The organism is Bradyrhizobium manausense, from assembly GCF_018129685.1.
Lineage (GTDB): Bacteria > Pseudomonadota > Alphaproteobacteria > Rhizobiales > Xanthobacteraceae > Bradyrhizobium > Bradyrhizobium manausense_D.
On the sequence record NZ_JAFCLG010000002.1, the window covers coordinates 228,059 to 247,155 of the forward strand.

Here is a 19,097-nt window from a genome sequence, read left to right on the forward strand (position 1 = left end):
GCCGGAGCTACAGCTCCGGCCGTCGCATCAGATCGAAGCTCAGGCGGCGCCCTTCAGCTTCTTGTTGCATTCGCTGTAATAGCCGCCGCCCTTCTCGATCCACTTCATGCCGCCATTGCCGTTGGTGGTCTTGTTGGCATTGTACTGATCGACGCAGGTGTGCATGCGTGCCTTGCCAGCAGTTTCCTTGGCGTATTTCGGATCGACCGCGTTCGGAAAGATCGCGGGGCCGGCCGGCAGGGTCGGCGCCGGGGCAGCTGCTGGGGCGGCTTCCTTCTTCGCCGTCGCGGTCGGTGCGGGAGCAGGCGGGGGTGCCGCCGGAGCAGCCGCGGTCGGTGCGGCCGCGGGCGTCGCGTCGGCGCCGCACTGGGCCTTGCGGAAGTCATTCCACTTCATGGTGCCGAGCGAGCCGTCCTTCTTGGCGGCCTGGTATTTCGCGCTGCACTCCTGCGAGGTCAACGCCTGGGCCGGTGCGCTCGCCACCAGCGCGGCAAATCCCGACACCGCAATTGCACACAACAATTTGGCTTGAATGGTCATCCTTGGTCTCCCTCAGGGAAGCAAAACGAGGATTGCTATCCTAGCGTGCCGGCGACTTACGACAAGAAAGCGATGGCGGTTGGGGCAAAAATATAGTGGCCCCGCCGTTCAGGTTATTCATGTCGCGTTCAGCAATGCGGGCCGAGGTTTGCGCCCCTTCGCAATTCTCGCAAGAAGAGTGGAACACCATGACCCTCGCCTCCCGCCTCGCTGTCGTCGCCATTGCCTCCCTGTTCGCCGCCGGCAACGCCTTCGCCCAGACCGCGGCGCCCGCCGCCAAGACTGATACTGCCATGACCGCCGACAAGAAGGCGCCGAAGGAGCACTCGGCCGAGTCGCTTGAATGCTCGAAGCAGGCGGATGCCAAGGGTCTGCACGGCAAGGAGCGCAAGAAATTCCGCTCCGATTGCATCAAGACCGCGAAGGGCGGCGCTGCGCCGGCCCCCGCTGCCGCCGACAAGAAGTAAATCCGTCACAATTCGCCGCTCGCCTTTGGCGGGAGGTGCACGCATTGCGGCATGACGAGCCCGCAATTGTGCGCCTCTCGCCGATTTGCAATAAGGTGGTGTGAAGCAAATCACCGCCTCCCTGTCGTTTGAATGGCCGAGCCGTGCCAAGGTTTTGAGCACCTTGGAGACGCTCGTCATCGGCGCCGCCGGCGGCCTGGCATTCCTGGCTGCGGGCTTGCCGGGCGGGTTGATCTCGGGATCGATGATCGCGGTTGGGATCGCCGCGATCGCCGGACGCCAGCTTTCGGTCCCACCGCTCCTGACACAAACCGTGCTTGTGCTGCTCGGCATCTCGCTGGGCTCCGTGATTTCGCGCCATTTGATCGAGCAGGTCAGCGCCTATCCGCTGACAATCGGGCTGCTGGCGCTCGCCACCTTCTGTTCGACCTTCGGCTCGAGCTATTACCTCCAGCGCGTTCACGGCTGGGACCGCACCTCGGCCTTCCTCGCCGGCAGCCCCGGTGCCTTGTCGCAGATCTCGATTTTGGCGGTCGAGCGCGGCGCCGACCTGCCGGGCATCGCCGTGGTGCAGACGATGCGCGTCATCATCCTCACCGCGGCGCTACCGATGGTTCTGGCAATCGCAGGCGTCGCGCCCTCCGTTGCACCTTCGCTGACGACGACGATTGCCTCGCCGCTCGACCTTCTTGAATTGACCGCCGCCTCGCTGGCTGCATCGCTTGTGCTGCGGCTGATCAAGTTTCCGGCGAGCTGGATGTTCGGGGCGATGATCGCCTCCAGCGTGATGCATGGCGCGGGCTGGGTCGAAGGCGGCCTGCCGAACTGGGTGCGCGGCGTGGCACTGGTGGGTATCGGTGCATTGATCGGCAGCCGCTTCGCCCGGATGCGGATCAAGACGCTGGCCGGCCACATCAATGCCGCGCTGGGCTCCTTTGCCGTGGCGATCGCCGTCTCCGCCATCTTCGTCGGCATCGTCGCGCTCACCACGCAAGTGAGAATCTCCGACGTCGTCGTGGCCTTTGCGCCCGGCGCGATGGACGCGATGCTGGCGCTGGCGCTCACTCTCCATATCGACCCGATCTTCGTCGGCGCCCACCACCTCTCGCGCTTCGTGTTCGTGACCATCGCGACGCCCGGCATCGTCCACCTGTTTGGCCGCACACAGGACGACGTGGACGACTAAAGCATGATGTGTTTTGGTTGAATCGATGCGAACCGAGAGCTCAGATCACCTCTCCCGCAGGGAGAGGTGATCCCGACGCCGATCGAACCTGACTCCATCGCGCTTTAGCCGCCCTCCGCCGTCGGCGGCCCCTTCAGCGCCGCAAGCTGCGCCTCGAGCTCCGTGATCCGCTGATCTCTTGCGGCCAGCGCCGCCGCCACATCCGGAGCGTCGAACTTCTGCGGTATGTGCTGCGGACAGTTGGTGTCCCAGGCCGCGATCTTGAACAGGATGACCTGCTCGGGCCGCGCCCGGTAACCCTTCGGCATCAGCGCGTCCGTCAGCGCATCGTCGTCCTCGACCACGCGCCCCTCGCCCCAGATCTTCACCCGACGGCGATGGGCGTAGTCCATCACAAAGATGTAGGCCTTGGGGTTCTCGGAGAGATTGCCCTGGGTCAGATATTGCTGGTTGCCGGCATAGTCGGCAAAGGCAAGCGTCTGCTTGTCCAGCACCTTCAGAAAGCCCTTCGGGCCACCGCGGTGCTGGATATAAGGCTGTCCGTCTGCCGAGGCGGTCGCAAGATAGAAGCTGTTGGCATCGGCGAGGAAGGCTTCGAGGTTCTCGTCGACCTCGGTACGCCAGCCGCGCTGCTCGACGCGGCCATAGGCCTCGCGTGAGCCCTTGCGCGCCTGGATCGCTTTCACCGCGGGGGTGAAGGCAACATCGCTGGCGTAGGTGTGAACTGCGGTCATCGGAACATCTCCTGAAAAATCCGGCGCATTGCTGCGTGTTTTCAACCGACAAGATGGACCTTCCAGCCTTCAAAACAATCAGCCCCCTTGACACTTCATCATTGCACTATATGCAATAATGCAATGGACCGCCTCGAAGCCATGCATGTCTTCGTCACCGTCGCCGATTTGCGCGGCTTTGCGCCGGCGGCGCGCAAGCTGCGGCTGTCACCTTCGGCGGTGACGCGGCTGATCGCAGCGCTTGAAGACCATCTCGGCGCGCGGCTGCTGCAGCGGACGACGCGGCAGGTGAGATTGACCGACGTCGGCACGCGCTATCTGGAGCGCGCCCGGCGGATCCTCGCCGACGTCGAGGAGGCCGATGGCTCGGCGCGGGAGGAGCGCAACCGGCCGAGCGGGCGTCTCGTGGTATCGGCGCCGGTCGGCTTCGGCCGGCTGCACGTCGGCCCTGTGATGACCGACTATCTCAAGCGCTATCCCGAAGTGGCCTGTGAACTCAGGCTGTCCGACAACCTCGTCAGCCTTGTGGAGGACGCTGTCGATGCCGCGGTGCGGATCGGCCATCTCGCCGATTCCTCATTGGTCGCGCGCCAGGTCGGGGAGATGCGGCGGATCACGGTGGCAGCGCCAGGCTATTTGAAGCGCCATGGCGAGCCGAAGACGCCGGAGGCGCTGGCCGAGCATCTGACGATCCTGTTCGGTCCCGCGACAGCGTGGCGCTTCACGCAGGACGGACGCGATATCGAGGTGACGCCGTCTCCGCGCTTCACCAGCAACAGTGCCGACGCGGCGCTGCAATATGCCGAGGCCGGGGGCGGCATCACGCGCGTGCTGGCCTATCAGGCCGCCGAGGGCCTGAAGCGCGGGCGGCTCAAGATTCTGCTGGCAAGATACGAGCAGCCGGCGCTGCCGATCCACATCGTCTATCCGACCTCGCGCCTGCTCTCGGCCAAGGTGCGCGCGTTCATTGATCTCGTGGTGGAGACGACGGAGTGGAGGTTTGGGTAACTCTCGTGTCCCGGACGCGGCGCGGCATGAAATGACGCGACGCAGAGCCGGGTGACGAGAGCGAGCTAACTCTTCTTCGGCACCACGCGGAACGTGCCACTGGCGCGCGCGATCACGACACCGTCAGCCTTGATCAGGCTCTGAGCGAAGCAGATCGTCTTGCCGGTCTTGATCACATCGCTCTCGATCGAACACCACTGCCCGATCTCGGCCGAGCCGACGAAATCGATCGACAAGGAAATCGTGACGTACGACGTGGTCCAGCCTGTCGCCTGCGCGCAGCTATAGCCCATGGCATTGTCGGCGAGCGCGGCAATGAGGCCGCCATGGATCAAGCCACGGCCGTTGGTGTGCGGCTTTGCCAGCCGCAGACCGATGATGACGGCGCGGTCGGTTTTCTTTGCGTAGAGCGGCTCCCAGGGTTCGGTCATGGGGCTCTTGCGCGACAACGGCTCGAAGCCCTCGGGGATGGTACTGTCGGTCATGCGTATCTCGCGTCCGTTGCAATTGTTATCGCCATTGAACGCGATGGACGTGACGGGCGCATCAATTACAAAGTTTTAAACGGGATTTGCGCGGATGTTAAAAACGGGCGGGCCGCAATGACAGAGCCGTAGGGTGGGCAAAGCGGAGCGTGCCCACCAACTCTCTCAATGGTGAAGAGATGGTGGGCACGGCGCTCAGCGCCTTTGCCCACCCTACGGCACCGTCACCGCCGTTCTAAAACGGCAACCCCACATAATTTTCCGACAGCGACGTCATCGCCGCCTGCGATTGCGTAACGTAGTCGAGCTCGGCGACCTGGATACGCGCGCCGATGCTGCCATTGTCGGGGAATTTGTGCAGCATCGAGGTCATCCACCAGGAGAAGCGCACGGCCTTCCAGACGCGCGCCAGCGCCTTGGCGGAATAGGCATCGATGCCGGCGCTGGATTTCTCGTCGTAGAATTCGCGCAGCGCGCTCGACAGGTAATGTGCATCGCTCGCAGCGAGATTGAGCCCCTTGGCGCCGGTCGGCGGCACGATGTGGGCAGCATCGCCGCACAGGGACAGCTTGCCGAAGCGCATCGGCTCGGCGACGAAGCTGCGCAACGGCGCAATGCTCTTCTCGATCGAGGGCCCGGCGATGAGGGTGTCGGCGGCCTGCTGATCGAGCCGTCGCTTCAGCTCGTCCCAGAAACGGTCGTCTGGCCATTGGTCGACATGGTCGTCGAGAGAACATTGCACGTAATGCCGGCTGCGCTTCATCGACCGCATGGTGCACAGCGCAAATCCGCGGGCGTGGTTGGAATAGATCAGCTCGTGGCTTACCGGCGGCGTCTCGGAGAGGATGCCGAGCCAACCGAACGGATAGACCCGCTCGAACTCTTCGATGGCCGAAGCCGGGACGCTGGCGCGGCTGACGCCGTGAAAACCGTCGCAGCCGGCAATGAAATCGCAATCGAGCGTGTGGGTGACACCGTCCTTGACCCAGGTTACGCGCGGGTGACCACCATCGAAATCATGCGGCTGCACATCCCTGGCTTCATAGACCGTGGTGAGACCGGCTGCTTTCCGCGCATTCATCAGGTCGAGCGTGACCTCGGTCTGGCCATAGATCATGACCGTCTTGCCGGTGGCAGCCTTCATGTCGATGCGATGACGCCGGCCGTCAAAGGCGAGTTCGATGCCTTCATGGATCAGGCCTTCGGCATGGGCCCGTGCGCCGGCGCCGATCTGATCGAGCAGTCCGACCGTTCCTTCCTCCAGGAGCCCGGCGCGAATGCGGCTGAGCACGTAATCCGGGCTTTGCCGCTCGAGAATGAAATTGTCGATGCCGTATTTGTGCAGAAGTTGCCCAAGCAACAATCCGGCCGGCCCGGCCCCGATGATTGCGACCTTTGTCCGCAATACTTGCCCCTCCCGATCGTATAGGCTTTGGTCGCGGCTTGCTTGTCGCGTTGATCCGCGCAGGATAATTATATCATATAACGGTTGGGCAAAAGGGGGAGCCGGTCGCCGGGGCGGCGACAAATCCATGCAACATCGCTGGCATAGACGACGCACCTGTTCCAGCTTGAACGCGCCGACAAATTAGATAACATGTTAAATAACGAGGCCGGGCCATCGAAGCCCGCCGTCACAAAGAGGGAGAGACACGTGATGAGGAAAGCCTGTCTGGCTTTGCTGCTGGCAGCAAGCGTGACACCTGCATTCGCGCAGGACAAGACCGTCGACCTGAAGGTCTCGCACTGGGTACCGGCATCGCACCCGCTGCAAAAGTCCCTGGAAGACTGGGTGGCCGCGGTGAACAAGGATTCCGGCGGCACCATCACGGGCAAGGTGTTTCCGGCCCAGCAACTCGGCAAGGCTTTCGACCACTACGACATGGCGCGCGACGGCATCGCCGACGTCACCTACGTCAATCCCGGCTACCAGCCCGGCCGCTTCCCGATCATCGGCGCCGGCGAATTGCCGTTCCTGATCTCGGACGCCAAGGGCGGTTCGGAGGGTCTTGACGCCTGGTACCGCAAATATGCCGAGAAGGAGATGAAGGACGTCAAATATTGCCTCGCCTTCGTCCACTCGCCCTCCTCGTTCCATTCAAAGGCCAAGAAGATCGCGATGCCGGAAGACGTGAAGGGCATGAAGATCCGCCCGGCCCACGCCACCATGGCCAACTTCGTCACCGCGCTCGGCGGCACCAACGTGCAATCCTCCGCGCCCGAAGTGCGCGACATCATCGAGCGCGGCGTCGCCGACGGCGTGACGTTCCCCTGGGGCTCGCTGGTGCTGTTCGGCATCGACAAGGTGACGAAGTACCATATGGAAGCCCCGCTCTACACCACGACGTTCGTGTTCGTGATGAACAAGGACAAGTACAATGCGATGTCCGACAAGCAGAAGGCCGCGATCGACAAGAACTGCTCGACCGAGATGTCCGGCGTGGTCGGCGAGCACTGGGGCAAGTTCGAGGATGCGGGCGTCGACAAGGTGAAGGCGGAAGAGGGCCACGAGGTCTACAAGCTGACGCCGGACCAGACCGCCGCCTGGAAGAAGGCGGCCGAACCGCTGGTCAAGACCTGGGGTGACGGCGCCAAAAAGGCCGGCGTCGATCCGGACGCAACGCTCAGCGAGCTGAAGGCGTCGCTGAAGAAGTACAACGCGCTGGCGGAGTGACGGCGCGACGCGATCGGTCTCTCCTCCCCTCTGCCCGTCCTTAGGGGAGAGGGTTGGGGTGAGGGGCTGCTTCCGCAAGAATGGTGACAGATGGACTCGCGGAGAGTCCCCCTCACCCGCATCGCATCTCCGATGCGATGCGGCCTCTCCCCGCACGCGGGGAGAGGCCAAGAACCGCAGCCCGGTCGAGAACGAGAATGACATCACTTAGGACACACCCATGAAGCGCTCCTGGATGGACCGCGTCATCGATTCGATCGAATGGATCGCCGCCGCGTTCGTCGGCATCGTCGCGCTCGACATCTTCCTGTCGGTGTTGCTGCGCAACACGCTGAACTATTCGATCCCCGACTCATTCGACATCGGTCGCATGCTGCTCGGGATCCTGATATTCTGGGGCATTGCCGCGACCTCCTATCGTGGCACGCACATCACGGTCGACCTGGTCTGGGGCAATGTCGGGCCGCGATATCAACGCTGGATCGACGTGTTCGCGACGCTTGTGCTGCTGTTCGTCGTCACCGTGCAAACCTGGACGCTGTTCGACAAGGTGCGCGGCACTTACAACGACAACGTCCAGACTTTTGATATGCACATGCCGACCTGGCCGTTCTTCGCGATCGCCTGGATCGGCGACGTCTCCGCCGTGCTGCTGATCGCGATCCGCACCTACCGATTGATCTTCCATCCCGAAGACATGCACGACCCCGAGCTGAAGGCGACGGAGTAATCATGAGCACCGATGCCGTCGCCGTTATCGGCTTCCTTTCCCTGTTCGGCCTGATGTTGCTGCGCGTGCCGGTCGGCATGGCCATGGGCCTCGTCGGCGTCTCCGGCTTCTCTTACCTCGTCGGTGCAACGCCGGCGCTGAAGCTGGTCGGTCAGACCTCGATGCGCACGGTCACCGACTACACGTTCGGCGTCATTCCGATGTTCCTGCTGATGGGCTCCTTCGTCAGCAATTCCGGCATGAGCCGCGAGCTGTTCCGCGCCGCCAACGGCTTTGTCGGACATTTGCGCGGCGGGCTTGGCATTGCCACCGTCGGCGCCTGCGGCGGCTTTGCCGCGATCTGCGGCTCGTCGGTCGCGACCGCCGCGACCTTCTCCGCCGTGGCCTATCCCGAGATGCGCCGCTTCGGATATCCGCAGTCCTTTGCAACCGGCGTGATCGCGGCCGGCGGCACGCTGGGGGCGATGCTGCCGCCGTCTACCGTGCTTGCGGTCTACGGCATCATCACCGAGCAGGACATCGGAAAACTCTTCATCGCCGGCATCATCCCGGGCCTGCTGGCGATGACCATGTACATGATCACGATCTTCCTGATCGGCTATTTCCGGCCCAACTTCCTGCCCAAGGGCAAGGTGCTGCCGTGGCGCGAGCGCTTTGCCGGCCTGAAAGACATCTGGGCTCCGGTGCTGCTGTTCGTGTTCGTGATCGGCGGCCTTTACGGCCTGCCGTTCCTGCCGCGCTTCACGCCGACCGAGGCCGGCGGGGTCGGCGCCACCGGCGCGTTCATCATCGGCGTCGTTACCGGCAGGCTCGATCGCGAGAAGATTTTGGCCTCGCTGCTGCAGGCGACGCGCACTGCGGCGGCGGTGTTTACCGTGCTGATCGGCGCGCTGATATTTGGCTACTTCCTGACGGTGACGCAGACGCCGCAAAAGGTGACGGAGTTCCTCACCGGGCTCGGCCTCGGCCCCTACGGCGTGCTGGCGCTGATCATGGTGATGTATCTCGTGCTCGGCTGCCTGATGGACGCGATGGCGATGATCATCCTGACCGTGCCGATCATCTTTCCGGTCATCACGCATCTGGGTTTTGACCCGATCTGGTTCGGCGTCATCATCGTGATGACCGTCGAGCTCGGCCTGATCCATCCGCCGGTCGGCATGAACGTCTTTGTCATCAAGAGCGTGGTCAAGGACGTGTCCTTCTCCACGATCTTCAAGGGCGTGATCCCGTTCGTGGCGACCGACCTGGTGCGCCTCGTGATCCTGATCGCCTTCCCGTTGCTGGCGACCTGGCTGCCGACGCGGATGATGGCGCATTAAAGAGGTGAAGCGATGACCACACCGATGCTCGAGACGAAATACGTCTTCACCATCACCGCGAAAATCGGCGACGTCATCACTGCCGGCGAAACCGGCATCGGCGTCCGCCGCATCATCCCGATCATCGGCGGCGAGGTGAAGGGTGCGATATCAGGCAAGGTGCTGCCGTTCGGCGCCGACTTCCAGACCATCCGCCCCAATGAGCTGATCGACCTCGAGGCGAAATACGCATTCGAGACCGACGACGGCGCGACCGTCTATGTCGAGAACAAGGGCATGCGCTTCGGCCCGGTCGAACTGCTGCAGAAGCTCAAGCGCGGCGAGCCCGTTGACCCCAAGCTGATCTATTTCCGCACCGTGCCGAAATTCGAGACGGGGCACGAGACGTACCGCTGGCTGATGGAGCACATCTTTGTCGGCTCCGCGGCGCGGCATGCCGACCGGGTCGTGATCGACGTGCATCAGGTGGTGTGAACTTCGGATTGACCAATCCACGCCAATGTGTATAAATACACATCATGAATAGCCGGGATATCATTTCGGCCCTTCAGGGAGACGGCTAGGCCCAAGTGGCTCAAAAAGGCAGCCACGTCCAATTCAAGCACCCGAGGAAACCAGGCCGCGTCACGGTCCCTCATCCAAAGCGGGACATCCCGCTCGGGACGCTGAAGAGCATCGAGCGGCAATCCGGCCTGAAGCTGAGGTAAAGCGCCATGCGCCATTACATTGCGTTGATTCACAAGGATGCCGATAGTGATTTCGGCGTATCGTTTCCCGATCTGCCGGGTGTCGTGACCGCAGGAACCACGCTCGACGAAGCGCGCGACATGGCCGAGGAAGCGCTGGCGCTTCATCTCGAAGGCATGGCTGAAGACGGAGGAGCTATTCCCGAACCGTCGTCGCTTGAAGAAATCATGTCCGATCCGCAGAACCGGTCAGGCGTCGCCATTCTGGTGTCGGTGAAAAACCAGCAGCCAAAGATCGTGCGCGTCAATGTCACCCTGCCCGGCGACGTCCTGGAGCAAATCGACAAATATGCGGAGGCCCACGGCTACACGCGATCGGGCCTGCTTGCTCAGGCCGCCAGGAAACTGATCACCGACGCCGCGTGACGCGCTCAACCTGTCGCGAAGGAGCCGGACCAGATGACCTGGCGTTCGGTGCGGCCTCGGGAGTCCCTACCTTGACTCCCGCAGAATTCGTTATAGAACATAACTATTCTGACAAGGACGCAAATGACACAGGGAAACGCCGAAACCGCTGCCGCGGGTGCCTCCGGGCTGCTTCAGATCGAGAGGGTGGATCGGGTTCTGACCGTGGGTCTGAACCGGCCGGCCAAGCGCAATGCGCTCAACGACGGTATTATCCTTGAGATCGGCGAATGCTTTGCGTCCCTGCCTGACGACATCGGCGCGGTCGTCATCCACGGCATGGGCGACCATTTCTCCAGCGGTCTCGACCTTTCCGAACTCCAGGATCACGACGCAACCGGCGGGCTTCTCCATTCTCAGATGTGGCACCGCGTGTTCGATCGCATCCAGTACAGCCGCGTTCCTGTGATCGCAGCGCTCAAAGGCGCGGTGATCGGCGGCGGGCTGGAGCTGGCCTGCTCCGCCCACATTCGGGTCGCCGAGCCCACAGCCTATTTCGCGCTGCCCGAGGGACAGCGCGGCATCTTCGTCGGAGGCGGCGGCTCGGTGCGGCTGCCGCGCCTGATCGGCGTTGCCCGGATGATGGACATGATGCTGACCGGGCGCGTCTATAGCGCGACCGAAGGCGCGTCCTACGGCTTTGCGCAATATGTGACGGACGCAGGCAACGGCCTAGCTAAGGCTTTGGAGCTCGCCACCAAGATCGCCTCCAACGCGCCGCTGACCAATTTCGCCGTGCTCCAGGCGCTGCCGATGATCGCCGAGGCCAATCCGCAGACCGGTCTTCTGATGGAATCGCTGATGGCGACCGTTGCGCAGAGCGACAAGGAGGCAAAACGCAGGATCCGCGAATTCCTCGAGCACAAGACCGCCAAGGTAAAGCCAAAGTCATGAGCGCACAGCCGTCCTCTTCCAGCACAGAGCGCGGCGCGAGCAATTCTCCGCTGCGGCCGATCTCGTTTGGCGATCCCGTCGTCGACATCGAACGTCGTCCCGACGGCACGATCTATCTGCGGCCGAAGCAGCCGCTCGGCGATTATCCCGCCCGCATCACCGACCGCCTGCATCACTGGGCCGCGGCGACACCAGACCGCGTGTTCATGGCGGAGCGCGAGGGCGGCCGCGGCTGGCGCAGGATCACCTATGCCGAGCTGCTTACCGCGAGCCGGCATATCGCCTCCGGGCTGATCCGGCGCGGCCTGTCGGCGGAGCGGCCGGTCGTCATCCTCTCCGGCAATTCGATCGACCACGCCCTGCTCGCCTTCGGCGCATTCTATGCCGGCGTTCCATTCTGCCCGGTGTCGCCGGCCTATTCGCTGGTGTCGAAGGACTACGGCAAGCTGTCCTACCTGATGAAGCTGCTGACGCCCGGCCTCGTCTTCGCCGAGGACGCCGACAAGTTCGCGGACGCGCTGGCTGCCAATGTCTCGCTCGGCACCGAGATCGCCGCGTCCTATGGCCACGTGCCGGGCCGCGACGTCACCCTGCTCGCCGACCTGATGGCAACGCCTGTTCGCAGCGACCTCGACGCGCTGCATGGCAAGATCGGCCCGGACACCATCGCAAAATTCCTGCTGACGTCGGGCTCGACTGGTAATCCCAAGGCCGTCATCAACACCCAGCGCATGATCTGCGCCAACCAGGTGATGCTGCGCGAGACACTCGCCTTCCTCAAGGACGAGCCGCCGGTGATCATCGACTGGCTGCCCTGGAATCACACCTTCGGCGGCAACCACAATATCGGGCTGACGCTCTACAACGGCGGCTCGATGTATCTGGACGCCGGCAAGCCGATGCCCGGCGGCATCGAGGAGACCGTGCGCAATCTCCAGGAGATTTCGCCGACGGTGTATTTCAACGTTCCGAAGGGTTACGAGTCGCTCCTGCCCTATTTGCGCGACGACCAGGGCCTGCGCGCCAAATTCTTCGACCGGCTGCACGCGATGTTCTTCTCGGGTGCCGCGCTGTCGCCATTCGTCTGGAACAGCCTGGACGAGCTCGCAGTGAAGGAAAAAGGCTATCGCGTCCCGATGCTGACCGGCCTCGGCGCGACCGAGACCGCGCCGTTCTTCATGTCGGTCAATCCGCGCACCAGCCGTTCCGGTCATGTCGGCCTTCCCGTTTCGGGCAATGATGCCAAGCTGGTGCCGAACAACGGCAAGCTCGAGGTGCGCGCCAAGGGACCGAACGTCATGCCCGGTTACTGGCGCCAACCCGACATCAGCGCGAACTCCTTCGACGAGGAGGGATTCTACAAGCTCGGCGACGCGCTCAAGCCCGCCGATCCCGACGACTTCAACGCGGGCTTCGATTTCGATGGCCGAATCGGCGAGGACTTCAAGCTTGCGAGCGGCACATGGGTCAGCGTCGGCCCGCTGCGCGCGCGCCTCACTGCGGCCTGCGCGCCGCTGGTGCGCGATGTCGTCATCGCCGGCATCAACCGCGACGAGGTCTCCGCGCTCATCATCCTCGACCTCGACGGCTGCCGCCTGATCAACCCGACGCTGCCGACCGACGATCTCGCCGTGACAGCGCGCGATCGCCTGGTGAGAGAGGCTTTTCGCGAGCGCCTGACGCGCTTCCTCAGCCAGGCCACCGGCTCGTCGACGCGGGTCACGCGCGCGATCCTGATGGACACGCCGCTGTCGATCGACAAGGGCGAGGTCACCGACAAGGGCTCGATCAACCAGCGCGCCGTGCTTGAGCATCGCACCGCCTTGATCGACGAGCTCTACGCTGCCAATCCATCGGACCGTGTGATATCGGTCGGCTAAGAAATCAAAGGAGAACGCCATGTTGTTGAAGGATCAGGCAGCCATCGTCACCGGCGGCGCATCGGGACTGGGCGCGGCAACTGCGCGAAAGCTGGCGGCGCAGGGCGCCAAGGTCGCGGTGTTCGATCTCAATACCAAGCTTGCGGAAGCCGTCGCCGCCGAGATCAAGGGTGTGGCGGTCACTTGCGACGTGTCGGATGCAGCCTCCGCCGAAGCCGCGATCGCGCAGGCGACCAAAGCCCACGGCCCGGCGCGCGTGCTGGTCAACTGCGCAGGCATCGGCGTTGCCAAGCGCGTGGTCGGCCGTGACGGCCCGATGGCACTTGCCGATTTCGACAAGGTGATCAAGGTCAACCTGATCGGCACTTTCAACATGCTCCGCCTTGCCGCGACCGAGATGTCCAAGCTCGAGCCGCAGGCATCAGGCGAGCGCGGCGTCATCATCAACACAGCTTCCGTTGCTGCCTATGATGGCCAGATCGGCCAGTCCGCGTATTCGGCTTCGAAGGGCGGCATCGTCGGCATGACGCTGCCGATCGCACGCGAACTGGCTCAGTTCGGCGTCCGCGTGCTCACCATTGCACCCGGCCTGTTCCTCACGCCCCTGCTCGCCAACCTGCCGCAGGAAGCGCAGGACTCGCTCGCCGCCGCTATTCCCTTCCCGCGCCGGCTCGGCCATGCCGACGAGTTCGCGGCGCTCGCGCTGCACATGGTCGAGAATTCGTACTTGAACGGCGAAGTGGTTCGCCTCGATGGCTCGCTGCGCATGGCGCCCAAGTAACTTTGTAGAGTAACTCTGTAGAGCAAGGCGCTCAACGCATGTTCGTGAACCGGCGCGACGTCCAGATCCAGTGGGGTGACTGCGACCCCGCCAACATCGTCTACTATCCGCGTTATTTCGCGATGTTCGACGATTCGACGTCGACCCTGTTCGAGGTCGCCGGCTTCTCCAAGCAGGACCTGGTCCGCAAATACGGGCTCGTGGGCATTCCCATGGTCGACACGCGGTCCAAGTTCTACATTCCCTCGACCTATGGCGACTGGATCACCATCGAGACGACGATCGAAAGCATCAAGCGCTCGAGCTTCGAAGTGAAGCACAATGTCTACAAGGGCGAGGCGCTGGCGATCGAAGGCTTTGAGACCCGCGTCCTCGTCGGCCGCGATCCCGTTAACCCCGACAGACTGAAATCGGCACCATTCCCTCCGGAAATGGTAGCCAAATTCACAGGAAGCCAGGTCCGGAGCTAACCAGGTCCGGAGCTAAATCGCCGCATCGCCAAAAGACGGGGCTGAATTCATCCCCGATTTCTGCTTTCAAAGAAAAACGTCAAGGGAGGAATCAATGAAACGCTTTTATCTGACCGCCGCCGTCGCGGCGGCAGCGCTGGTGCTGCCGGCCTTGCCGGCGCTGGCCCAGACCGCTGAAATCACCATCGGCATCACCACCACCACCACCGGCCCGGGCGCCGCACTCGGTATCCCGGAGCGAAATGCGCTGGAATTCGTGCCGAAGGAGATTGGCGGCGTGCCGCTGAAGGTGATCGTGCTCGACGATGGCGGCGACCCGACAACCGCGACCACCAACGCTCGCCGCTTCGTCACCGAATCCAAGGCCGACGTCATCATGGGCTCGGCGGTGACACCGCCGACGATCGCCGTGTCGAACGTCGCCAACGAGGCCGGCATTCCGCATTTCGGCCTCTCGCCCTTCCCGATCACGCCGGAACGCATGAAGTGGTCGGTCGCCATGCCGCAGCCGATTCCGATCATGGGCAAGGTGCTCTATGAGCACATGAAGGCGCACAACGTGAAGACGGTCGGCTATATCGGCTACTCCGATTCCTATGGCGACCTCTGGTTCAACGACTTCAAGGCCCAGGGCGTGCCGATGGGCCTTGCTCTCGCGGATGAAGAGCGGTTTGCACGTCCCGACACGTCCGTGACAGGACAGGTGCTAAAGCTCGTCGCAGCCAATCCCGACGCGATCCTGGTCGGCGCGTCCGGCACGGCCGCGGCGCTGCCGCAGACCGAGCTGCGCGAGCGCGGCTATCAGGGCCTGATCTACCAGACCCACGGCGCGGCCAGCATGGACTTCATCCGCATTGCCGGTAAGGCCGCCGAAGGCGTGCTGATGGCGTCGGGCCCCGTCATGGACCCCGAAGATCAGCCCGACAGCGCCCTCACCAAGAAGCCCGGCATGGCGCTGAACTCCGCCTATGAGGCCAAGTACGGCCCGAACAGCCGCAGCCAGTTCGCCGGTCACTCCTACGATGCCTTCGACATTCTCAAGCGCGTCATCCCGGTCGCGCTGAAGACCGCCAAGCCCGGCACGCCGGAATTCCGCGAGGCGATCCGCCAGGCGCTGCTGTCGGAGCGCGAAATCGCCGCGAGCCAGGGCGTCTACAACTTCACCGAAAAGGATCGCTACGGCCTCGACGACCGCTCGCGCATCCTGCTCACGGTCAAGGACGGCAAGTACACGCTCGCCAAGTGAACCGCGGCAGCTTCGAAGACGAGAGCCGGCTCACTGGGCCGGCTCTTTTCTTTTGGGCTTCACGCGGCGTCAGGCCGCCTGCCGCAGCGGCGTCCAGGCGAATTCCGGATAGTAGGTGTCCATCATCCGGTCGACATAGTCGGTGAGGTTTGGAAATCCCTCGGCGCGCTCGCGTAGGCTTGATTCAAAGAACGGCGTGAGAATTCCGGCGAGCGCGCCGAACGCGGTGGCATCGACCCCACTGGGCTTGTTGCCCATCAGATAGGACTTGTCACCGAGCTGCACGGACAATGCAAACAGCGAGCGTACCGCCAGGTCGACATCATCATCGGGTGCATGGCGGCCGAGACCGGAGAGCAGATAATTCTCGGCGACACGAAACTGCGCGTCCTCGCGCAGCTTCTCCCTGGCGTGCTCGGGCGCGCCGTCAAAGAAATGCGCCGGTCCCTTGGCGAAATTGGCAGCATCGACCCAGCGCGCACCGACCAGCGCCCAGTAGACATGATGTTCGATCATCCGCTCGAATGCCCAGGCCTGCGCGCGCTCCTGCAAGGAAAGGCCGGCGTCGAAATCGAAACCGTAACGGCGCTCGATATGGGCGCGGATAAAGGTGGAGTCGGCCACCGCCTCGCCGCCATCATCGATGAAAGGCAGCTGCCCCTTGGGCGATGCCGGCGGCATCGCCCGCTCCTTCCGGTAGGGCAGTCCCGCCATCTTGAGCTGCACCTCGGTCTTGGTGACGAAGGGGCTGATTTCCGGCAGGCCGAAGCCGGCGCCAAAGCCAAAAAGCGTGATCATACGAGCTCTCCTGAACCTACCCAAAGAGTTGACGGAACCTAGTGACGGGCTGCTGCCACCATGGTGGCAGCAGCCGTGATATCTTCTGCGAAACGGGCCCCGCGCCAGGCGCGCCCCATGACATGGCGGACCAGCGCGTCCGCAGCCTGGATCAGCAAGCGGGTCATCACCGTTGCAAGCGCAAGGCGGAGGTCGACGGCGGTGAGTTCGAAAAACGTGAGACGGCCGAAGACTCTGGCATGCAACGAGGCCGGCGCCCGCAACAACGGACCGGCCAGGCCAAGATGGATTGGAATGATCATGGACAAATCCTCTTCAGTCGATGTGTTGTCCCGGTATAGAACTCCCCTGCTGCCAACATCCTGTCAGCAGCCACACGCCGTTTTCTGATCCGCCCCCGACGAGAGAATTGTCATGAGACGCGCCGATCGGCTGTTTCAGATCATCCAGGTGCTGAGGCGCACCCGTAAGCCGCTGACGGCGGATGCGATTGCGGCCGAGCTCGAGACATCGAAACGCACCATCTATCGCGATATCGCGACGCTGATGGGCCAGCGCGTACCGATCCGTGGCGAAGCCGGCATGGGCTACATCCTGGAAAAGGGCTTTGACCTGCCGCCCTTGATGCTGACACCCGACGAGATTGAGGCCGCCGTGCTGGGCGCACAATGGGTCGCAGGCCATGCCGATTCCGCGCTCGCGCGCGCGGCGGAAGATCTGATGGCGAAGATCGCCGACACCGTACCCGAGCGGCTGCGGCCCTTCGTGCTGGAGCCGGCGAGCCGCGCGCGGCCGAGCTGGAACAGGGAGCCTGACCGCCTCGACATGGCGCGTACGCGCACGCAGATTCACGAAGGCAAGAAGATCATGCTGCGCTATCGCGACGAGCAGGGTCGCCCAAGCGAGCGCATGATCTGGCCGATCTCGGTCGGCTATCTCGAAGCCGTGCGCCTGCTCGCGGCCTGGTGCGAGCTACGCAGCGACTTCCGCAGCTTCCGTACCGACCGCGTGGTCGATGCGACTTATCTCGACGAAAGATATCCTGAAAGGCGCGACGTGCTGCGCGCGAAATGGCGGCAAAGCCTGGTCTGGGGCCCGCCAAAAGACAATTGAAGGATACGTGACGCGAATGAGAGAGATCGATCTGTCCAGTTGCTGTCAGAGCTGCGGCGCCTGCTGCGGCTATTCGCAGAACTGGCCGCGCTTTTCGATCGAGAGCGACGATGAGCTTGCGTTGATCCCGCAAGCACTCGTCAACAAGCGCCAATCCGGCATGCGCTGTGAGGGCGATCGCTGTTCTGCGTTGCAAGGAGAGATCGGCACGGCGACCGCGTGCGGCATCTATGCCGTGCGGCCGGAGGTGTGCCGGACCTGCATGCCTGGAGACGCCGAATGCGCGATGGCGCGGCGGAAGTTCGGGCTGCCGATGATAGAGACCGCCTAAAGCATGGTCCGGAAAAGTGCGCAGCGGTTTTCCGAAAAGATCATGCTTACACAACAACCTGAAGCGCGATGATGATTCAGCCTGATCTCATCGCGCTTCAGGCCGGAATGGCTTCGCTGATCTCGTCATCGAGCTCGTCGTCGAGCGGTGCGAGCACCGAAAGCGGCTTGGTCGACAGCGTGATCGGCTTGCGGCCCCCCGACAGCGACGGTGACGATTTGGCTGCGCCTTCGCGCGACAGCGCGTAGAGCGTCGAGCCGACACGGCCCCCGTTCTCGATCAGGTCGCGTTCGCTGCAGCTCGCTGCGATCGCGACAGCCAACGAATGAAGATGGCTGCGGCGATAGCAGAACAGCGCCAGCCTGGCGCGGGCATCAGGGGAAACACTCTCAACCAATCTCGGCAGGCCACTCTCGCTGGCGCGATACATCTCGCCAAGGAGCTCGTCGCGAACCGGGCAGAAATCGCTTTCATAGGCGTCGCGGCTTGAAAACATTGCAGTTCTCCCTCGTGTAGGGAAGATGCCGCGTAATTCTCTAATGAAAGGTTAACCACGGCGGCCGGTAGTCACCCGGGGTGATTGCGCGCTCGCCGCGAATCAGACCGGGCGCAGTGCCGCAATGGCGTCATGGCCGGGCCTGTCCCGACCATCCACGGAGAGCCAATCGGCACAAAGAACGTGGATGCCCGGGGCAAGCCCGGGTATGACGACCTTTCGTGATGCAAGCGATTGCCGCCAGCCGGAGGCCGCAGGACGGCCGCCCTCAGTTCGCCGCCATGAAAATCGAAAGGCCGAAGCCGGTCAGGTGATGCAAGGCCTGGTCGACGCCGATCAGGGTCCAGAACCAGGGGTGCTCCTGGTTGACGCCGAAATTGGCCGAGACCAATCCCTTCGCGCGGTCGACCGTGATGTGGATGACGAAGTCGATCAACGCCACGAACCAGAATTTCGGCGCCACGATCAGGATCAGCGGCAACGCAACCGCAAAGTGAATCAGGCAATGCACAAGGAGCGGCAAAGCCCAGCCATGCTTCTGGTCCTTGCCGTGCGCCATCCAGGCGGTCTGCAGAACGAAATCGGCGATGATGTGCTTGAACGTAAGCAACACCATCCAGCCAATGAGCGCTTCGACCGGAACCGCCGATGACATGGGTGGAAACGACAAAGCTGACGCCCTCGTTGACTCGAAAAGGAAAAATGGAGCGTTCAGCGCAACTTCTTCTTGGACCCGTCAGATCGTCGGGACCGACGATTTATGACATCTCCCGCGCCAGAATGCAGCGGGG

General features: G+C 63.1%; 24 protein-coding genes. 16 read left to right on the forward strand and 8 right to left on the reverse strand.

Going from position 1 to position 19,097, the window contains the following annotated elements; all coding sequences use genetic code 11:
- Nucleotides 1–39: 39 nt before the first annotated feature.
- A complete protein-coding gene (locus JQ621_RS08695) occupies nt 40–540 on the reverse strand; it encodes a hypothetical protein (protein WP_212234028.1) in 501 nt (166 codons plus the stop codon).
- A gap of 188 nt (nt 541–728) precedes the next feature.
- Between JQ621_RS08695 and JQ621_RS08700 the strand changes: the two genes are divergently transcribed.
- The gene (locus JQ621_RS08700; protein ID WP_212234029.1) at nt 729–1,007 is read left to right on the forward strand and encodes a PsiF family protein; all 279 of its coding nucleotides are present in this window, start codon (nt 729–731) and stop codon (nt 1,005–1,007) included.
- A 100-nt stretch (nt 1,008–1,107) separates the two neighbouring features.
- Complete coding sequence (locus tag JQ621_RS08705) at nt 1,108–2,193, forward strand: AbrB family transcriptional regulator (RefSeq protein ID WP_212234030.1); 1,086 nt, start codon at nt 1,108–1,110, stop codon at nt 2,191–2,193.
- 104 nt (nt 2,194–2,297) lie between these two features.
- Here JQ621_RS08705 and JQ621_RS08710 read toward each other — a convergent pair whose 3' ends face one another.
- Nucleotides 2,298–2,927 carry a pyridoxamine 5'-phosphate oxidase family protein gene (locus tag JQ621_RS08710; RefSeq protein ID WP_212234031.1) on the reverse strand — a complete coding sequence of 210 codons (630 nt, stop codon included), beginning with the start codon at nt 2,925–2,927 and terminating at the stop codon, nt 2,298–2,300.
- A gap of 123 nt (nt 2,928–3,050) precedes the next feature.
- Here JQ621_RS08710 and JQ621_RS08715 point away from each other — a divergent pair, with 123 nt between their 5' ends.
- Entirely contained in the window at nt 3,051–3,935 is an 885-nt protein-coding gene (locus JQ621_RS08715) for a LysR family transcriptional regulator (RefSeq protein WP_212234032.1), read from the forward strand.
- 65 nt (nt 3,936–4,000) lie between these two features.
- Here JQ621_RS08715 and JQ621_RS08720 read toward each other — a convergent pair whose 3' ends face one another.
- Nucleotides 4,001–4,420, reverse strand: coding sequence for a PaaI family thioesterase (locus tag JQ621_RS08720; RefSeq protein WP_212234033.1), 420 nt, complete (start codon nt 4,418–4,420; stop codon nt 4,001–4,003).
- A 235-nt stretch (nt 4,421–4,655) separates the two neighbouring features.
- Complete coding sequence (gene pobA / locus JQ621_RS08725) at nt 4,656–5,825, reverse strand: 4-hydroxybenzoate 3-monooxygenase (RefSeq protein WP_212234034.1); 1,170 nt, start codon at nt 5,823–5,825, stop codon at nt 4,656–4,658.
- 252 nt (nt 5,826–6,077) lie between these two features.
- Here pobA and JQ621_RS08730 point away from each other — a divergent pair, with 252 nt between their 5' ends.
- From JQ621_RS08730 to JQ621_RS08780, 11 genes are all read left to right on the forward strand, one after another.
- Nucleotides 6,078–7,094: a TRAP transporter substrate-binding protein gene (locus JQ621_RS08730; protein ID WP_212234035.1), complete on the forward strand. Its 1,017-nt coding sequence runs from the start codon at nt 6,078–6,080 to the stop codon at nt 7,092–7,094.
- Between the two features lie 220 nt (nt 7,095–7,314).
- Nucleotides 7,315–7,824 carry a TRAP transporter small permease gene (locus JQ621_RS08735; protein WP_212234036.1) on the forward strand — a complete coding sequence of 170 codons (510 nt, stop codon included), beginning with the start codon at nt 7,315–7,317 and terminating at the stop codon, nt 7,822–7,824.
- A gap of 2 nt (nt 7,825–7,826) precedes the next feature.
- Complete coding sequence (locus JQ621_RS08740; protein ID WP_212234037.1) at nt 7,827–9,146, forward strand: TRAP transporter large permease; 1,320 nt, start codon at nt 7,827–7,829, stop codon at nt 9,144–9,146.
- A 12-nt stretch (nt 9,147–9,158) separates the two neighbouring features.
- Nucleotides 9,159–9,620: a DUF3237 domain-containing protein gene (locus JQ621_RS08745; protein WP_212234038.1), complete on the forward strand. Its 462-nt coding sequence runs from the start codon at nt 9,159–9,161 to the stop codon at nt 9,618–9,620.
- 95 nt (nt 9,621–9,715) lie between these two features.
- Nucleotides 9,716–9,853 carry a type II toxin-antitoxin system HicA family toxin gene (locus JQ621_RS08750; RefSeq protein WP_312015396.1) on the forward strand — a complete coding sequence of 46 codons (138 nt, stop codon included), beginning with the start codon at nt 9,716–9,718 and terminating at the stop codon, nt 9,851–9,853.
- 6 nt (nt 9,854–9,859) lie between these two features.
- Entirely contained in the window at nt 9,860–10,258 is a 399-nt protein-coding gene (locus JQ621_RS08755) for a type II toxin-antitoxin system HicB family antitoxin (RefSeq protein ID WP_212234039.1), read from the forward strand.
- A 123-nt stretch (nt 10,259–10,381) separates the two neighbouring features.
- Entirely contained in the window at nt 10,382–11,191 is an 810-nt protein-coding gene (locus JQ621_RS08760) for a crotonase/enoyl-CoA hydratase family protein (RefSeq protein ID WP_212234040.1), read from the forward strand.
- Entirely contained in the window at nt 11,188–13,071 is a 1,884-nt protein-coding gene (locus JQ621_RS08765; protein ID WP_212234041.1) for a feruloyl-CoA synthase, read from the forward strand. The genes JQ621_RS08760 and JQ621_RS08765 overlap by 4 nt, the downstream gene beginning before the upstream one ends.
- 19 nt (nt 13,072–13,090) lie before the next feature.
- Nucleotides 13,091–13,852, forward strand: a complete 762-nt coding sequence (locus tag JQ621_RS08770; RefSeq protein WP_212234042.1) for an SDR family NAD(P)-dependent oxidoreductase — start codon at nt 13,091–13,093, stop codon at nt 13,850–13,852.
- A gap of 38 nt (nt 13,853–13,890) precedes the next feature.
- A complete protein-coding gene (locus JQ621_RS08775; protein ID WP_212234043.1) occupies nt 13,891–14,322 on the forward strand; it encodes an acyl-CoA thioesterase in 432 nt (143 codons plus the stop codon).
- Between the two features lie 94 nt (nt 14,323–14,416).
- Nucleotides 14,417–15,568: an ABC transporter substrate-binding protein gene (locus JQ621_RS08780; protein ID WP_212234044.1), complete on the forward strand. Its 1,152-nt coding sequence runs from the start codon at nt 14,417–14,419 to the stop codon at nt 15,566–15,568.
- 69 nt (nt 15,569–15,637) lie between these two features.
- On the opposite strand, the gene JQ621_RS08785 is transcribed toward JQ621_RS08780, so the two are convergent.
- Complete coding sequence (locus JQ621_RS08785; RefSeq protein ID WP_212234045.1) at nt 15,638–16,366, reverse strand: glutathione S-transferase family protein; 729 nt, start codon at nt 16,364–16,366, stop codon at nt 15,638–15,640.
- Between the two features lie 38 nt (nt 16,367–16,404).
- On the reverse strand, nt 16,405–16,668 hold the full coding sequence (locus JQ621_RS08790) for a hypothetical protein (RefSeq protein WP_212234046.1): 264 nt from the start codon (nt 16,666–16,668) through the stop codon (nt 16,405–16,407).
- 112 nt (nt 16,669–16,780) lie between these two features.
- On the opposite strand from JQ621_RS08790, the gene JQ621_RS08795 reads away from it, so the two are divergent.
- Nucleotides 16,781–17,479 carry a helix-turn-helix transcriptional regulator gene (locus tag JQ621_RS08795; RefSeq protein ID WP_212234047.1) on the forward strand — a complete coding sequence of 233 codons (699 nt, stop codon included), beginning with the start codon at nt 16,781–16,783 and terminating at the stop codon, nt 17,477–17,479.
- A 16-nt stretch (nt 17,480–17,495) separates the two neighbouring features.
- Nucleotides 17,496–17,810 (forward strand): YkgJ family cysteine cluster protein, encoded by a 315-nt coding sequence (locus JQ621_RS08800; protein WP_212234048.1) that lies wholly within the window; start codon nt 17,496–17,498, stop codon nt 17,808–17,810.
- Between the two features lie 97 nt (nt 17,811–17,907).
- Here the strand turns inward: JQ621_RS08800 and JQ621_RS08805 are convergent, their stop codons facing one another.
- Nucleotides 17,908–18,306 (reverse strand): hypothetical protein, encoded by a 399-nt coding sequence (locus tag JQ621_RS08805; RefSeq protein WP_212234049.1) that lies wholly within the window; start codon nt 18,304–18,306, stop codon nt 17,908–17,910.
- Between the two features lie 268 nt (nt 18,307–18,574).
- Nucleotides 18,575–18,922 (reverse strand): DUF3307 domain-containing protein, encoded by a 348-nt coding sequence (locus JQ621_RS08810; protein ID WP_212234303.1) that lies wholly within the window; start codon nt 18,920–18,922, stop codon nt 18,575–18,577.
- Nucleotides 18,923–19,097 lie beyond the last annotated feature (175 nt).

Bases quoted from the DNA above. Each gene is read 5' to 3' on its own strand.
- JQ621_RS08780 (WP_212234044.1), top strand. From the start codon at position 14,417: ATGAAACGCTTTTATCTGACCGCCGCCGTCGCGGCGGCAGCGCTGGTG.
- JQ621_RS08760 (WP_212234040.1), top strand. From the start codon at position 10,382: ATGACACAGGGAAACGCCGAAACCGCTGCCGCGGGTGCCTCCGGGCTG.
- JQ621_RS08715 (WP_212234032.1), top strand. From the start codon at position 3,051: ATGGACCGCCTCGAAGCCATGCATGTCTTCGTCACCGTCGCCGATTTG.
- JQ621_RS08745 (WP_212234038.1), top strand. From the start codon at position 9,159: ATGACCACACCGATGCTCGAGACGAAATACGTCTTCACCATCACCGCG.
- JQ621_RS08805 (WP_212234049.1), bottom strand. From the start codon at position 18,306: ATGTTTTCAAGCCGCGACGCCTATGAAAGCGATTTCTGCCCGGTTCGC.
- JQ621_RS08775 (WP_212234043.1), top strand. From the start codon at position 13,891: ATGTTCGTGAACCGGCGCGACGTCCAGATCCAGTGGGGTGACTGCGAC.
- JQ621_RS08700 (WP_212234029.1), top strand. From the start codon at position 729: ATGACCCTCGCCTCCCGCCTCGCTGTCGTCGCCATTGCCTCCCTGTTC.
- JQ621_RS08810 (WP_212234303.1), bottom strand. From the start codon at position 18,922: ATGGTGTTGCTTACGTTCAAGCACATCATCGCCGATTTCGTTCTGCAG.
- JQ621_RS08735 (WP_212234036.1), top strand. From the start codon at position 7,315: ATGAAGCGCTCCTGGATGGACCGCGTCATCGATTCGATCGAATGGATC.
- JQ621_RS08765 (WP_212234041.1), top strand. From the start codon at position 11,188: ATGAGCGCACAGCCGTCCTCTTCCAGCACAGAGCGCGGCGCGAGCAAT.
- JQ621_RS08730 (WP_212234035.1), top strand. From the start codon at position 6,078: ATGAGGAAAGCCTGTCTGGCTTTGCTGCTGGCAGCAAGCGTGACACCT.
- JQ621_RS08790 (WP_212234046.1), bottom strand. From the start codon at position 16,668: ATGATCATTCCAATCCATCTTGGCCTGGCCGGTCCGTTGTTGCGGGCG.
- JQ621_RS08755 (WP_212234039.1), top strand. From the start codon at position 9,860: ATGCGCCATTACATTGCGTTGATTCACAAGGATGCCGATAGTGATTTC.
- JQ621_RS08695 (WP_212234028.1), bottom strand. From the start codon at position 540: ATGACCATTCAAGCCAAATTGTTGTGTGCAATTGCGGTGTCGGGATTT.
- JQ621_RS08795 (WP_212234047.1), top strand. From the start codon at position 16,781: ATGAGACGCGCCGATCGGCTGTTTCAGATCATCCAGGTGCTGAGGCGC.
- JQ621_RS08710 (WP_212234031.1), bottom strand. From the start codon at position 2,927: ATGACCGCAGTTCACACCTACGCCAGCGATGTTGCCTTCACCCCCGCG.
- JQ621_RS08740 (WP_212234037.1), top strand. From the start codon at position 7,827: ATGAGCACCGATGCCGTCGCCGTTATCGGCTTCCTTTCCCTGTTCGGC.
- JQ621_RS08785 (WP_212234045.1), bottom strand. From the start codon at position 16,366: ATGATCACGCTTTTTGGCTTTGGCGCCGGCTTCGGCCTGCCGGAAATC.
- JQ621_RS08770 (WP_212234042.1), top strand. From the start codon at position 13,091: ATGTTGTTGAAGGATCAGGCAGCCATCGTCACCGGCGGCGCATCGGGA.
- JQ621_RS08800 (WP_212234048.1), top strand. From the start codon at position 17,496: ATGAGAGAGATCGATCTGTCCAGTTGCTGTCAGAGCTGCGGCGCCTGC.
- JQ621_RS08720 (WP_212234033.1), bottom strand. From the start codon at position 4,420: ATGACCGACAGTACCATCCCCGAGGGCTTCGAGCCGTTGTCGCGCAAG.